Source organism: Ignavibacteria bacterium, from assembly GCA_036262055.1.
GTDB lineage: Bacteria > Bacteroidota > Ignavibacteria > Tepidaquicellales > Tepidaquicellaceae > DATAJP01.
This window is the reverse complement of sequence record DATAJP010000001.1, coordinates 224,310-239,694: the sequence shown is the minus strand read 5'-3', so window position 1 is coordinate 239,694 and position 15,385 is coordinate 224,310. Positions and strand designations below refer to the sequence as shown.

At 36.4% G+C, this 15,385-nt stretch carries 15 protein-coding genes; 11 read left to right on the top strand and 4 right to left on the bottom strand.

Features of this window, described 5'->3' with window-relative positions:
- Positions 1-3: 3 nt before the first annotated feature.
- From VHP32_01120 to cdaA, 4 genes are read right to left on the bottom strand one after another with little or no spacing between them, the layout of a single operon-like run.
- Positions 4-1,689 (bottom strand): hypothetical protein, encoded by a 1,686-nt coding sequence (locus VHP32_01120; protein HEX2786476.1) that lies wholly within the window; start codon positions 1,687-1,689, stop codon positions 4-6.
- Positions 1,682-2,323: a YigZ family protein gene (locus VHP32_01115; GenBank protein ID HEX2786475.1), complete on the bottom strand. Its 642-nt coding sequence runs from the start codon at positions 2,321-2,323 to the stop codon at positions 1,682-1,684. The genes VHP32_01120 and VHP32_01115 overlap by 8 nt, the downstream gene beginning before the upstream one ends.
- Entirely contained in the window at positions 2,292-2,969 is a 678-nt protein-coding gene (locus tag VHP32_01110) for a protein-L-isoaspartate(D-aspartate) O-methyltransferase (protein HEX2786474.1), read from the bottom strand. The genes VHP32_01115 and VHP32_01110 overlap by 32 nt, the downstream gene beginning before the upstream one ends.
- Positions 2,962-3,795, bottom strand: coding sequence for a diadenylate cyclase CdaA (cdaA, locus tag VHP32_01105; protein HEX2786473.1), 834 nt, complete (start codon positions 3,793-3,795; stop codon positions 2,962-2,964). Before cdaA ends, VHP32_01110 begins: the two co-directional genes overlap by 8 nt.
- Positions 3,796-3,859: 64 nt before the next feature.
- Here cdaA and VHP32_01100 point away from each other — a divergent pair, with 64 nt between their 5' ends.
- The 11 genes from VHP32_01100 (at position 3,860) to VHP32_01050 (ending at position 15,380) form a co-directional block, all read left to right on the top strand.
- Entirely contained in the window at positions 3,860-4,741 is an 882-nt protein-coding gene (locus VHP32_01100) for a polyphosphate kinase 2 family protein (GenBank protein ID HEX2786472.1), read from the top strand.
- Positions 4,742-5,371: 630 nt separating this feature from the next.
- Positions 5,372-6,184 (top strand): segregation/condensation protein A, encoded by an 813-nt coding sequence (locus VHP32_01095; protein ID HEX2786471.1) that lies wholly within the window; start codon positions 5,372-5,374, stop codon positions 6,182-6,184.
- Entirely contained in the window at positions 6,181-7,002 is an 822-nt protein-coding gene (scpB, locus tag VHP32_01090) for an SMC-Scp complex subunit ScpB (GenBank protein HEX2786470.1), read from the top strand. The genes VHP32_01095 and scpB overlap by 4 nt, the downstream gene beginning before the upstream one ends.
- A complete protein-coding gene (locus VHP32_01085; GenBank protein ID HEX2786469.1) occupies positions 6,971-7,741 on the top strand; it encodes a pseudouridine synthase in 771 nt (256 codons plus the stop codon). The genes scpB and VHP32_01085 overlap by 32 nt, the downstream gene beginning before the upstream one ends.
- Positions 7,738-9,312, top strand: coding sequence for a lysine--tRNA ligase (gene lysS / locus VHP32_01080; GenBank protein HEX2786468.1), 1,575 nt, complete (start codon positions 7,738-7,740; stop codon positions 9,310-9,312). The genes VHP32_01085 and lysS overlap by 4 nt, the downstream gene beginning before the upstream one ends.
- A gap of 57 nt (positions 9,313-9,369) precedes the next feature.
- Positions 9,370-10,728, top strand: coding sequence for a cysteine synthase (locus VHP32_01075; protein ID HEX2786467.1), 1,359 nt, complete (start codon positions 9,370-9,372; stop codon positions 10,726-10,728).
- A gap of 30 nt (positions 10,729-10,758) precedes the next feature.
- Positions 10,759-11,136: a GxxExxY protein gene (locus tag VHP32_01070; protein ID HEX2786466.1), complete on the top strand. Its 378-nt coding sequence runs from the start codon at positions 10,759-10,761 to the stop codon at positions 11,134-11,136.
- A gap of 37 nt (positions 11,137-11,173) precedes the next feature.
- Entirely contained in the window at positions 11,174-12,313 is a 1,140-nt protein-coding gene (locus VHP32_01065) for a PLP-dependent aspartate aminotransferase family protein (protein HEX2786465.1), read from the top strand.
- Between the two features lie 29 nt (positions 12,314-12,342).
- Entirely contained in the window at positions 12,343-13,173 is an 831-nt protein-coding gene (locus VHP32_01060) for a phosphatase PAP2 family protein (protein HEX2786464.1), read from the top strand.
- Between the two features lie 61 nt (positions 13,174-13,234).
- Entirely contained in the window at positions 13,235-13,543 is a 309-nt protein-coding gene (locus tag VHP32_01055) for a DUF6496 domain-containing protein (protein HEX2786463.1), read from the top strand.
- A 100-nt stretch (positions 13,544-13,643) separates the two neighbouring features.
- Complete coding sequence (locus VHP32_01050; GenBank protein HEX2786462.1) at positions 13,644-15,380, top strand: T9SS type A sorting domain-containing protein; 1,737 nt, start codon at positions 13,644-13,646, stop codon at positions 15,378-15,380.
- The last annotated feature ends 5 nt before the right edge of the window (positions 15,381-15,385 follow it).

The following is a 15,385-nucleotide window of genomic DNA, read 5'->3' as shown; positions in this document are numbered from 1 at the left end:
CTTTTAATAATCCAATAATAGTCTCATGAATGCAAAAGAGTTATCGGATTTAATTTTCTTGTAAAGATTATTACTGTAATTATATGTATAATTAATATCAAAAACAAAACCTCTGATTGGTTCGATGCGCAGTGTTGCAGCTATGTTATCGGTATTTACCTGCTCACCGTCAAGGAACGGTGCATATTTGTTATCGGTATCTATATTATATCCCAGGAAAACATCTCCCCCGACATTCTTTATAAGATTTCCCTGCGCGTCATAAATGTTATTTCCTTTTCTCGAATGTGCGTATGTTAAATCAAATTTTATTTTTTCACTGAAATAATATGAAAGCCGTGTAAAAATTCTGTCTCCGTTTGGACCGATTTCATTTCCAAGTATAGTTCCGAAACCTGTTATGCTGTTTTGCGGATTAATATGGCTGTATACATACGGTCTTATGTATGTATATGCAAACTGCAGCGAAAGATTGTCTAATCCGAACGGAGCATAAGTCATTGCGCCAACCTGAAACGCAACTTTATTTGTAGCAAGCGAAAAATCATTAAGCTTTCCTATAAAATTTTCATCGAGATACGCAGTTCCGTTGAACTGTAAATTTTTTATGAAGTTTGTCTGGAATGTAAGATAAAATGTTCCGTTATCCCTGTCCTGCAAATCCTGCTCGAGATATTTATAAAATCCGAACGGTGTTAAATATCCAATATCGAGTCCTCTGCCTGAATAAACTTCCTGCTCGCCGATTCCGATATCGAAAACTTTTGGAATCGAAAACACAATCTGGTTAGCTGCAATAAACTTAGTATAATTTTTTGACCTGTCCTGAACGAATGGTCCAACTGTGGAAGCAGTATAAGAGTTAAATCTCATTATTCCCCAGTTGTAATTAAACTTGATGAAATCCATTTCAGGACCGTTATCGGAAATTACTAAACTCTGGTCATAGCTGTAACCCGTTTTGATTCTTTCCTTGCCAATTTCAATTGCAAGAAGCATATTTTTTCCGGGTTCGGTTTGGTAACGAGTATATCCGTTTACTATTGTATATGAACCAAACTCATCTGTAAGCTCATTATATTTATAATTATACCTTAGCCACGATTCCGCATTTGTGAGAACACCCCTGTCCCCCCATACTCCCGCTGCTCGAACCATTAAGCTGTATCCGAGATGCCCGAAGAATGTACCATATCCGCGAAAGCCGACTTCGAGAATTTTTCCGTTGAGTTTTGTATTTGGTTTAATTGTGTTTATGTATTCTGCGCGTCCAAGCAAATCAAACGATAAGTTACTCTTACCTCTTTCATACCTGTAAAGATACTTTTGTTTGTCTGAAAAAATATCCCCTGCTCTTTCAGAAAATTTTCCATCTCCGTCAATAAGCACAGTTGTATTCTTTTCGGTCTGCTCGTAAAAAATAAGCTCGACCTGATATTTTTTTAATAATCGCCTTTCTACATATGAAAGCTCATCATAATTATCTTCAATTTCATCAAGATATTCTTCAACCTGCATTCTTGATAGCACCGGGTCCTGGTCATTAATTGAACCAATGACATGTTTCACGCTCATGTTCTTTAAAAACTGATACACTCCGTTATCAAGCGGAATATTATCTGCTTGTGAAAAGCAAATATTAACAGCACAAAACATACTTACAAAAAAAATTAATATACTTTTAATCATTTATTATAATTTTCCCGTTTGATTTTTCAAATAAATCTGATTTCATTTTTTCTATTACTGATAATCTTGGCTGGCAAATTAATTTTACTTTTTCCTCTGAATTATTTTCAAGAATTTTTATTTTGTTGTCGGTTAAATACTTCATTACCTGATTCATTAATGAATAATCGAATTCCAGATTAATGTTTTTCGTTAAAAGTTTTTCAACCTTATTTGTTTTTTCTAAACACTCATCAGCCGCTTCAAAATATGCTCTTCGCAAGCCGCCGGCTCCAAGTAAAATCCCTCCAAAATATCTGGTCACCACGCAAAGAACATCTGTCAATTCATGTTTATCAATTGCTTCAAGGACCGGTTTGCCTGAAGTTCCTGACGGTTCGCCATCATCAGAGTATCTGAAATTATCTTTTCTTATACCAACTCTAAAGGCATAAGGATGATGCGATGCATCATAATATTTTTTTCTGACTTCATCGAGAAGCTTGGGAATTTCCAGCTGCGATTTAAGAGGAAATGCCTGAGCAATGAACTTTGACTTCTGAACTTTTATTTCATTAACAATTTCAGATTCAATCGTAATAAACGAATCAATCATTTTAATCTCATTGCCCGTTATTCTTTCTACTTGTTCCATCCCATCCTTCGTGACCAATAAGCGGAACGAACCTGTATTCATCAAATTTTTTCTGCAAAAATTTTACTTCGCCTTTTTCATTTATGGTTTTCTTTACTAATGTCATTACCTGAGAATCTTTATCGCCAATCGGAATAACCATCTTGCCGTCAATTTCTAACTGCTCAAGCAAAGGCATAGGAACTTTGGGACTACCTGCAGTTACAATTATTCTGTCATAAGGCGCATAGTCTTTCCAGCCCTGAGTGCCGTCACCTATTTTAATCTTTGCAATGCATCCGATTCGTCTTAATATCTCCCCTGCGCTTCGCGCAAGCTCATCGATGCGTTCAATGCTATAAACTTTTCCTCCCATTTCACATAAGATAGCTGTCTGGTATCCCGAACCTGTTCCGATTTCAAGAACTCTATGTCCGGGATGAACATCGAGAAGCTGAGTCATCGATGCAACGGTATATGGCTGTGATATTGTCTGGCTTCCGCCGATAGGCAATGCATTATTATCATAAGCTCTGCTGCTGAATTCTTCGGGAACAAATTCTTCACGTCTCACCTTCATGAAAGCATCAAGAACTTTTTTATCTGTAATACCCTGCTGCTTTAAAATCTCAATTAATTCTTTTTTCTTTAGAGAAAAACTATTCATTCTTTTCGGCGTTTTCCGTATTTGGATGTTCAAAAATTGATTTCATTGACTTCGCAATTGTTTGCGTTGAAAGTGCCTCGATTAATTTTTCTTCGAGTTGCTTGGCAGATTCGCATTTCGAAAGCTTACCGTTCTCTGCAAGAGATATTTGCTGTGTTTCTTCCGAAACAACTATGGCAAGAGCATCGGATGTTTCGGAAATTCCAAGCGCCGCGCGGTGGCGTGTGCCGAGACTACGGTTCCTTATTATATGAATTTCAGATAAAGGCAGCAAACATCTTGCGGCTTCGATTTTATCGTTCTGAATTACAACTGCTCCGTCATGAAGCGGTGAACGCGGATTAAATATCGAAAGAAGAAGTCCCTGATTTATTTTTGCCTGAATAATTTCTCCGGTCTCGATAATATTTTGCAAACCTGTTGTGCGTGCAATTACAATAAGACCGCCCCATCCGCGGTTCTGTAATTCAACACATGCTCCCGTAATTTCTTTTATATTTTCCTTGATATTAATTTTCCCAAACAATGATGTCGAGCCGCGCTTACCTATTAATGACAGCAATCTTCTTAACTCCGGCTGAAATAAAATTATAAATGCAATTACCCAGATTTCCGTTAGCCGCCCTAACAGCCATCCAAGAGCTTGCATATTCAGCAGCTGTGCAATAAATGAAAGACCGATAATTAAAATCAGCGCAAAGAAAATTTGCGATGCAATTGTTCCGCGCATTACTGTATACAGCTTATAAAAGACATAAGCCACAATCAGAATATCAATTATATCAATTATTTTTACTTCTAAAAATCCTATCTTGAACAATTCCATAGACTTCAAAATAAATGTTTTTTAAAGTTTAAAAAACATAAATAATAACGTTAAATGTATTAAAATGTATAAAGATAAATCGCTTCTCGTTCCTCCCGATAAAAAAATATCGTTAAAAAATTATGATCCTTGCTATACCAACGATTTCAAAGACAAAGATAGCGCGAAGGAACAGCTTGAAAAGGATGTTGAAGAAATGTTTGAGCTTCAGGATGTGTTTTATGCTGATAATTCGTATTCGATGTTAATTGTTTTGCAGGCAATGGATACTGCAGGCAAAGACGGCTTAATAAAACATGTTATGCGGGGACTAAATCCTGAAGGTTGTGTAGTTCATAGCTTCAAACAGCCGTCAAGTGAAGAACTCGAGCATAATTTTCTCTGGAGACACTGGAAGGTCGTTCCTAAACGGGGAGAGATTACAATTTTCAACCGCTCACACTATGAGGAAGTTCTTGTTACTAAAGTTCATCCGGAATATATTTTAAAGCAAAATATCCCGGGAATTAATTCAATGGATAATGTAAACAATGATTTCTGGCAGGAGCGGTATAAACAAATTAGAAATTTCGAAAGAACGCTTTTTCAAAATGGGACAATTGTAATTAAATTTTATCTGAACTTATCAAAAGATGAACAAAAGAAAAGATTTCTCGCGCGCATCGATGACGAACATAAGAACTGGAAATTCTCTGAAAGCGATGTAACGGAAAGGCAATATTGGGATGACTATATGAAAGCTTACGCAGAGGCAATAAGCAACACGTCGACTGAATATGCGCCGTGGTATATCATACCTGCCGACAACAAATGGTATTCACGTCTTGCTGTCGCAAATATTTTAAAGCACACAATGAAGAACTTGAAACTTTCCTATCCAAAACTTGATAAAGAAGGTTTACGCCGTCTTAACGATGCAAAATTTATGTTGGAAAATGAGAAATAATTTGATAATTTATATAATATGAGTAACATAAATTTACTGGCCGAAAAAGAATTTATATTAAACTATATAAATTCATTAAATGACAACGAGCTTCATTTATTATTTAACTTTTTTCAAAAGCTTAAGAATGAATGGTCTTTATCTGATAAAGGTCTAACTAAGCTAACTTATCTTTTATCCGAACAAATTTTATCTGAAGATTGGAATACAGTTAATGATTCCCGTTGGGATGATTTGAAATGACAGATTTCAACCAAGGTGATATTATTCTTGTCAAATTCCCTTTCTCAAATTTATCAAATTTTAAATTAAGACCTGCACTGATTATTTCTAACTCAGAAGTAAATAAGACTAAGGATATAATTTGCACTCAGATTACATCAAATTTACATAATGATAAATTTTCTTATAAATTAGAAAATAGCATTCTAACAAATCCTTTATTGTATGAAAGTGAAATCCGATGTCATAAAATTTTCACATTAGAAATTTCTATGATAGATAGAAAACTATCATCAATAAAAAGCTCCAATCTTGCATTAGTTTTACAAAAGATTCACAATTTTATTTCATAATATTTACTCAGTTTTTCATTTATTAAATCCATAAATATAAGTATTTTATTACTTTATGGAAGACACCCCTCAAAACGAGCAGGCAAATATTCTTACTTTAAGTTCATACGTTCCTAAAAGCAGGGACTACTATGCCAGACTGCCTGAGTTTGAAGGTCCGCTCGATATTCTTCTTCACTTTGTAAAAGAAGAAGAGCTGAACATCCACGACATTCCGATTTCAAAAATCACAAAGGATTATATCGGCTATATTGAATATCTGCAAGATCTTGACATAGAGCTTGCAGGCGAGTTTCTTTTGATGGCTGCGGAACTGATGAAGATAAAAGCTCGAATGTTACTTCCACAGGAAGTTGCTGTCGAAGACGGTTATGAAGAAGACCCGCGTTATGTGCTTGTGAGAAAGCTACTTGAATATAAGCGCTTCAAAGATGCGGCGGATGAGCTTGCAATACTTGAACAGGACGCAAAATTAATGTTTACAAGAGGATATAATGAAAGTGACCCGCGTGAATATGATTCCGACATTATGCTTGATAAGAGCTTGAAAAATTTAACAATTCTGAATTTAATAAAAGGTTATCGAAGTGCAGTTATAGGGTTCAGACCCGAGATAGTTCACCCGATTGAAATTCTCGACATTACAACGGACACACAAAAAGAATTTCTTTTAATGACGCTCGATAAAAAAAACGAAATAGAGTTTAGCGTATTGATAAGCCAGATGAAGGAGAAGCTTGAAGTAATCTGCACATTTCTGAGTGTGCTTCAGCTTGCGCTTGATAAATATGTCGAGCTTATCGTTGACCCGAATGATTATTCCAGATTTGTTGTGAGAAAAAAATCCTTACTGCCTGCAATCGTATGAATTTAGATTATAGAAATACAATCGAATCGCTCATCTTTGCTTCAGAGGAAGAAATTTCTTCAAAGCAGATAAAAGAAATTCTTGACGGCTTTAATATTAAATTAAGCGTCAAAGAAATTGAAGCAAATATTGCCGACCTTAATAAAACATACATTGATGCGGGATGTTCTTTTGAGATAATTCAGGTCGCAGGCGGATATCAGTATTCAACAAAGAAACAATTTGCATTATACATCGGCAAACTTTTCAGTGAACGTCAGAAGAAGAAACTTTCACCGTCTGCAATCGAAACGCTAGCAATCATTGCATACAAACAGCCGATAACACGAGCTGATATGGAATTTATACGGGGTGTGAACGTTGATTACATCGTAAATTCGCTTTTAGAAAGAGATTTAATTACGATTTCAGGACGCGCAAACTCACCCGGGCGACCAATTTTATATTCGACGACAAAAAACTTTCTGAAAGTTCTCGGCATCAATGCAATCGAAGATTTACCGAAATTAAAAGAGATTAACGATATTTTAAAATACGAAAAAGTAGAAGGCATAACTGAAGCCGACATTGATTTATTTAACTCAATGACTTCAAATCTTGGCTTCTCGGAAAAGATTGAATTTACCGCTAATGAGTTAAAAGAGGGAGAGATTACAGAGATACCTAGTACTGAAATAAACAACAATGAAATTAATGAAATTGAAGTTCAAAATTCCGAATACGAAATTAATGCAATTAACTACATAGAAGAAGATTTGCCGGAAGAAAAAGACAACGAAAGCGACAATGACAGAAAAGAACGGAACGACACGAATTAATAAGTTTATAGCCAATAACTATAACATTTCACGCCGTGATGCTGATGAATACATTTTGCAGGGACGCGTAACACTTAACAACATTACAATATCGGAACCGGGATTCATAATTAATCCTGCAAAAGATAAAATCAGGGTTGACGGCGAGCTTATAAAAGTCTCCGATAAAAAGATTTACATAATGCTGAACAAACCCACGCGGGTTATCTCAGCAGTTACTGATGACAAACACAGAACGACAGTTGTTGATTTAATAAAGCTTAAAGATAAGATTTATCCCATCGGACGTCTTGATTATGACTCGACGGGACTTCTTCTTTTAACTAACGATGGTGAATTTGCGAATGAGCTGATGCACCCGCGCTATAAAGTTTATAAGACATACGAAGTTAAGTTGTCAAAACCTCTTGATGAGAAGATAAAAGCCCTTCTTGAAAAAGGAATTTTAATCGACAGAAAAAAAACCGAACCTGCAATTGTAAAGCTGACAAATCCGCGCGACCATAGATATGTTACAATTTCAATCCGCGAAGGACGAAACAGACAGGTGCGGAAAATGTTTGAGAGGTTCGGATACTTCGTGAACAAGCTTCACAGAAGCGAATACGGCGGATTAAAACTCGGTGATTTGAAACCGGGTGAATCGAAAAAACTTTCTCCTGCAGATATACAAAAATTAGAAAACAACATTAACACCGATAACACAAAGAGTAAAACAAAAGCTAAAAACAAAAAATGATAGAAGTTAATGACCTTGTAAAAAGACGCTTAGAAGAGCTTGAAGAAATAAAAAAGCTGGGTATAAATCCTTATCCCCATAGGTTCGACGTTACAGCAAACTCAAAAGATATTATCGAGGCATACGTTGATGCTGCAAACGATGAGGAAAAGGAAAAGCAAAAAGAAAACGTCGTTTCTATTGCAGGCAGAATTATGGCTGTGCGCAAAATGGGCAAAGCAACTTTTTGCCACATAAAAGACGACAAAGGCAAAATCCAGATTTACATTAAGAAAGATGAAATCGGTGATGACAAATATAATTTATTAAAGCTTCTCGATATCGGCGATATTATCGGCGTAACAGGATATGTTTTCAGAACAAAAACAGGAGAAGTTTCAATTCACGCGACAAACTTTGAGCTTCTTACAAAATCTTTACAGCCGCTTCCTGTTGTTAAAGAAGAAGTTTCCGAAACAGGTGAGAAAATTATTCACGATGCTTTTGCAGACGTTGAACTTCGCTACAGACAGCGTTATATTGATTTGATTGTCAACGAACACGTTAAAGAAACATTCATAAAAAGAACAAAGATTATTCAGTCTATAAAAAGAACTCTTGAAGAATATAATTTCTTTGAAGTTGAAACACCGACATTACAGTCAGTTTATGGAGGAGCGAACGCAAAGCCGTTCATTACGCATCATAACGCACTCGATATTCCTCTTTATTTAAGAATTTCAAACGAGCTTTATCTGAAACGGCTTATCGTTGGCGGGTTCAACCGCATCTATGAATTTGTCCGTGATTTCAGAAATGAAGGCATTGACAGAACTCATAATCCTGAGTTCACACAGGTTGAATGGTACCAGGCATACGGTGATTACAATGACAGTATGAATTTATTCGAAGAAGTTGTCGAAAAAGCTTGTCTCGCAGTTAATGAAACTACAAAGGTATCTTATCAGGGAGTTGAATTGAATTTTGCCCGTCCGTGGAAGAGAGTAAGAATGGTCGATGCCATTAAAGAAAAAACAGGACTCGATATTTTGAATATGAAAAAATCCGAAATCATCGATTACATGAATAAGAACAATATCAACTGTGACCCGAAAATTATGCACAGCAAGGGACTTGTTATTGCAAACTTATTCGAAGAAACTTGCGAAGAAGATTTGGTTCAACCGACTTTTGTTTATGACTTCCCTATGGATACAACTCCATTATGTAAACCGCTTCGCGAATATTCGATGCAGCAACTCGAAGAAATGAAAAATGATCCTGAACAGATTATTTTTGTCGAAAGATTTGAGCCTTATATATTCAAATGGGAACTTGGAAATTCCTACACAGAGCTTAACGACCCTGTGCTTCAACGAAAGCTTCTTGAAGAGCAGGTCGAGCGCGGTCGAGGAGGTGAGGAAGAAACTCATCCTCTCGATGAAGATTTTCTTAAAGCCATTGAAGTCGGTATGCCTCCGACTACCGGTGTCGGGATGGGTGTTGACCGTCTTGTTATGCTTTTGACAGATTCGCATACAATTAGAGATGTAATTTTCTTTCCTTTAATGAAACCAATTAGTAACGAATAATTAATAATTTTAAAAAATTAGTACGGCAGGCGTTCTTGTCTGTCGGGAAAAGATTAAATGAAATATTATAATAACATTCTTGAGCTTGTCGGCAATACGCCGCTTGTAAAAATCAACCATCTTGCAAAAGGAGTTAAAGCGCAGGTATTCGCAAAAATAGAATCCTTGAATCCGGGCGGAAGCGTAAAAGACAGAATAGGTCTTGCAATGATTGAAGCTGCCGAACGTGAAGGACAGCTAAAGCCCGGCGGGACAATTGTCGAAGGAACAAGCGGCAATACAGGCATAGGTGTTGCGCTTGTTGCCGCAATAAAAGGTTATAAAACAGTTTTCGTGATGACCGATAAAGCTGCTCCAGAAAAAAGAAATTATCTTCGCGCGCTTGGAGCTGAAGTTATCGTAAAACCGCTTTCGGCAAAAGCAGATTCACCCGAACATTATGTGAACACAGCACGAAGAATTCACGAAGAAACTCCAAACTCGATTTTCATTTATCAATACGCTAATCCCGAAAATCCAGGAAGCCACTACCGGACAACCGGACCTGAAATCTGGAGAGATACTGACGGAAAAATTACTCATTTCGTTTCAGGCATCGGAACAGGCGGAACAATCAGCGGCACTTCAAAATTTTTAAAAGAAAAAAATCCAAATATAAAAATTATCGGAGCTGATCCCTACGGTTCGATTTTCAAAACTTTAAAAGAGACAGGAAAAACTCCCGAAGCAGTTCCCTATCTTGTCGAAGGTATAGGTCAGGATGTTCTTCCTGCAAATGTCTGGCTTCAATATATAGATGAAGTAATTAATGTGAGTGATATAGATTCAATAAACATGGCACGCCGTATGGCAAAAGAAGAAGGAATTTTCTGCGGTGCATCATCCGGAACGATTGCATTTGCAGCATTAAATTACGCAAAGAAACTTTCGGAAAATGATATTATGGTGTTCATCGTCTGCGACACAGGGGAAAGATATTTATCGAAGTATCATTCAGATGAATGGATGCGTGAAAAAAGGATGCTCGATCCGCGATATACATCAGTTGGAACGGTTCTTCGCACACGCAAGCTTGAAGATACACCTCAGCTGGTTGTTGCTTCACCTGATGAAACGGTTTCGGACATTCTTTATTTAATGAATCAATACAATCTCTCGACATTACCGGTTCTTGAAGGAGAAAAATGTGTCGGTTCAATAAATGAAACTAATATTCTCAACAAGCTTGTCGAAGACAGAAATACTGCAAGTAAAAAAATCAGTGAAGTGATGGAAGATAAGCTTCCTATGCTTAACACAAATGATAACATCACAAAAGCAATCGAGGCATTAAAAGAAAAACCTGCAGTGCTTGTAAGTGAATACGGCAAACTCGCCGGAGTGATAACTAAATATGATGTAATAGACTTTGTTTAATTTCTCGCAAAGACGCAAAGCATAAAAACAATGAGCGAAAATGAATTGTCAAAAATAACATTGGATTGTTGTTTTAAAATTCATTCTGAATTAGGTCCTGGCTTATTGGAATCAATTTACGAAGAAATTCTATGTTATGAATTAACTCGCACTGGCTTAAATTATGAAAGACAAAAAGAAGTATCAACGATTTATCAGAATATAAATTTTGGAATCGGATTCAGAGCAGACCTTATTTTAGAGAACAAATTAATATTAGAATTAAAATCAGTTGAAGAAATTAGGAGTGTTCACAAAAAGCAATTACTAACATATTTGAAATTAACAAATCTTAAATTAGGACTTTTAATAAATTTTAATGAAGCATTGCTAAAAGACGGCATCACAAGAATTGCTAATAATTTGTAATTATAATTCTTTGCGTCTTTGCGAGGAGATATTTTAAATGAGATTCAGCACAAAACAAATACACGCAGGGCAGCATCCTGACAAAGAAACAGGTGCCGTCATGGTTCCTATTTACCAGACTTCGACTTATGCAAACGATAAGCTGGGTGAGACAAAAGGATATGATTACGGAAGAACAATTAATCCAACAAGAGCTGCGCTTGAACAAAACCTTGCTGCACTTGAAAACGGAAAACATGGATTTTGCTTTTCATCCGGTATGGCTGCGGTGCAAACCGTTATAATGATGTTTAAACCGGGCGACCACGTAATTTGCTCTGATAATGTTTACGGCGGAACAATAAGACTTTACGAACAAATCATAAAAGATTTCGGTTTGGAATTTTCTTATGTTGATACCTCAAGCTTGGACGACATTAAAAATGCAATCAAGCCAAACACAAAGCTTATATATATAGAGACGCCGACTAACCCGATGCTGAAAATTACTGACCTTACATCTGTCAGTAAAATTGCAAAAGAAAAAAATATTATTACCTGTGTTGATAATACATTTATGAGTCCTTATTTTCAAAACCCGATTGACTTCGGCATTGACGTAGTTCTTCACAGCACAACAAAATATATTAACGGTCATAGCGATGTAATCAGCGGATGTCTCGTTACAAATGACGATGACATTGCTGCAAAATTTAAGTTTCTGCAAAATTCAATCGGTTCTGTTCCTGCTCCAATGGATTGCTTTCTTATTCTTCGTGCTACTAAAACTTTATCACACAGAATGCGTGCACATAATGAAAACGCAATGGCGATCGTTGAATCTTTAAGTAAAAATAAAAAAATAGAAAAGATTTATTACCCCGGCTTAAAGACCCACCCTCAATATAAACTTGCGACAGAACAAATGCGCGGTTTTGGTGGTATAATTTCCATCGAGCTTGGCGATATAGAAACTGCTAAAAGATTCTGTAATGCCCTCAAAATTTTTCAGATTGCTGAATCGCTCGGCGGTGTCGAATCCCTCGTTTGTCATCCGGTCTCAATGACTCACGGCAGTGTGCCGGTTGAAATACGCAAAAAAATCGGCTTAACCGATGGTTTAGTGCGTTTATCGGTCGGAATTGAAGATAAAGAAGACCTTATAGAAGACATTGAAACGGCACTAAAAGCTCTGTAAATTTGTTTTATTTTTAAAGTTAAGTTATTTTGAAGAAATTTTTATTAATATTTCTTTTTTCGTTTTCCTCACTTTATGCCCAACAAAGCGAAAACTCAAGTGGAAATAAGAAAGCCGATGAATACTCTTTCATTGAGAAAATTGATATTTCTATTTTTCGCGAAATAAATAATAACAGAAGTGCTTTCCTCGACAATACCGTACCTATAGTTGACAGGTCAGTTTTACCAACAGCAATTGTCACTCCACCTTTAATGTTTTTTCTTTCACGCTCAAGCAACAGTAATTACGATGAAAATTCCGCAGTGCTGCTTGGATTATCAGAAGCATCCGCATTTGGTTTAACTACGGGATTAAAGCTTGCACTTCAGAGAAAAAGACCTTACGAATACCTTAATGATGTTTATTCTGATATTCCATCAACATTAGGCGATCCGAATTCTTTTCCTTCGGGACATACAGCTATGGCATTTTCAATGGCAACATCTCTCACTTTAAGGTATCCGGATAATCCGTTATTGATAGTCGGGGTGTTTACTTATGCTTCCACAATTGCCTTTAGCAGAATGTACCTTGGAGTTCATTTTCCATCGGACGTTTTAACGGGAATGTTAGTCGGAAGCGGAAGCGCTGCATTGATATATTCACTTCGAAAAGAAATTTTTAAAGCAAAAAATAATTTATTCGGAGAAAGCAAACAGGACTCACAGGAAAAAAGCGTTAACACTGCAGTTTTGTTTGGAGGAATAATTGCTGCCGATTTATTAAATCATTTCATTTCAAAGTCCTCAAGCAAAGTTATTCGCTCTGCTTCATTCACTACTTCGTCAAACGGATTAAGTTTCCAATATAACTTCTAATAATTTCCTTTTTCAAAAATCCATTTCTGAACTTTTTTAACTTATTTACTTGTTATAATTGTTGAATAAAAAATTAAATTCAAAATTATGCCGACAAAAAAAAAATTCAAAACGAAAATACGGAAAAGCTGCAAGCAAATATGTTGAAAGCGCAGTTCGTCGAGAAAAAAAAGGAACACTCAAAAGCGGACGTTCAGGCAAAACTGTCAAGAGCCGCAAACAGGCAATTGCAATCGGGCTTTCTGAAGCAAGAGAAAAGGGCGCAAAAGTGCCGAAAAAGAAATCAACATCAAAAAAATCTTCTTCCAAAAATACACCAAAAAAATCGTCAGGTAGAAAATCTACCCGTAAAAAATCTTCTAAGAAATAGTATGTTGATATAAATGGAATTCAGAAGTGCTTGAATGCAGTTTAAAAATGGTGTATTATTATTCTGAATCATTTTTAAATTAATACAATCATTTTTACACATGAAGAAATTTCTGTTCCTAATTTTTATTTCCCTATGCTCAACTTCGTATTCGCAATACGTAAATATTCCTGATGTAATGGGAGTATCAAACCCAAACAATTCCATTGGAGCGCCATTTGATGTTATTACAATAAGAGATACTTTACCTGTGTTTCCCGGTTTTCCAAAAATTATAACAAGCAGTTCTTTTGAAGGCGCAATTTTTTGCAATATGGATTCTGACAGCGATCTAGAAATAGTCCAGAATGTTGGTTTTACAATTCAGGCATTTAATAAAGATGCCTCAAATGTTCCGGGCTGGCCCAAAACAGTTTCTCAACCTCTTCAGGGTGCGCCGGCATACGGTGATATTGACGGAGATGGACAAAATGAAATCGTTTGCGTAACTACTCTTGGCGCAAGCTCAGGTTTTATTCATGCATATAAAACAAACGGAACTGCTGTTACAGGTTTCCCTATCAATCATGGTTACTCATCACGCACACCGGTACTTGCTGATTTAAATAATGATGGCAAGATGGAAATTATTGTCAACAAACGTCTTTCAGGTGCCGGTGAAGTCTATGTATATAGAGGAGATGCTACTATCTATACGGGCTGGCCAAAACCAATAAATCATGTTCCGGCATCAAGCTCTGCTGTCGGTGACATTACCGGTGACGGCATTCCGGAAATTATTTCTGAGTCCTACACTTCATTATACGCATGGGATAGAGACGGAAATATAATTGCAGGGTTTCCTTTTATACTTCCGGGAGATTATAAAAATTCGTATTCATCTCCTGTGCTTGCTGATGTTAACGGAGATAATTTTAGAGAAATTATTTTCGGCTCACAATCGCAATCCGGTCCGGGATGTGTTCATATACTTAAAAAAGATGGAACAGTTCAAACCGGCTGGCCAAAATTCACCGATAACTGGGTTTACACTCCTCCTGCTGTCGGCTTAATAAACGGCGACAACATTCTTGATATCGCTGTCGGTGACCAGGTATTAAGCGGAACACCGATTGATAAATTATATTGCTGGGATGCAAACGGAAATTCTCTTGCAGGATTTCCTGTGAGCAACCTTAATGCAATTAATACTCAGCCAATCCTGGCTGACATTGATGGTGACAACAATATAGAAATCATTGTTGATGATAATACAATCGATGGTAATACAGGACAATATCTCGCATATAATCATGACGGCACACCCGTGACAGGATGGCCTATTACATTAACAGGTACAACATTTTTTAATGTGCCCTGTGCAACCGACATTAACCGTGACGGACTTCTGGATATTATTGGGGCAGGAACAGTGGGAGGTCCAAATGGAACCACATATGTTTACTTATGGAATACAACCAAAGCTTACAATACATCGAAAATCATTCTTCCTGTTTTTCAATACAATATTCAGCATACGGGAGTATATAATACTCCGACATTAGTAAATATTAAAAACGAACCGTCATTTGTTTCCGATTATAAACTTCATCAAAATTATCCTAACCCATTCAATCCTTCGACAGAAATAAAATTTGAAATCCCTAAAACAGGATTTGTTTCGCTGAAAGTCTTTGATATGTCCGGAAGAATAATTGCTGATTTAGTTAATCAAAACTTAAATCAAGGAAGCTATAATGTTACTTTGAATGCAGAGAATCTTTCAAGCGGAGTTTATTTTTATAAGCTCATTACAACCGATTTTTCCCAGACGAAAAAAATGATTTTGCTGAAATAAGTTTA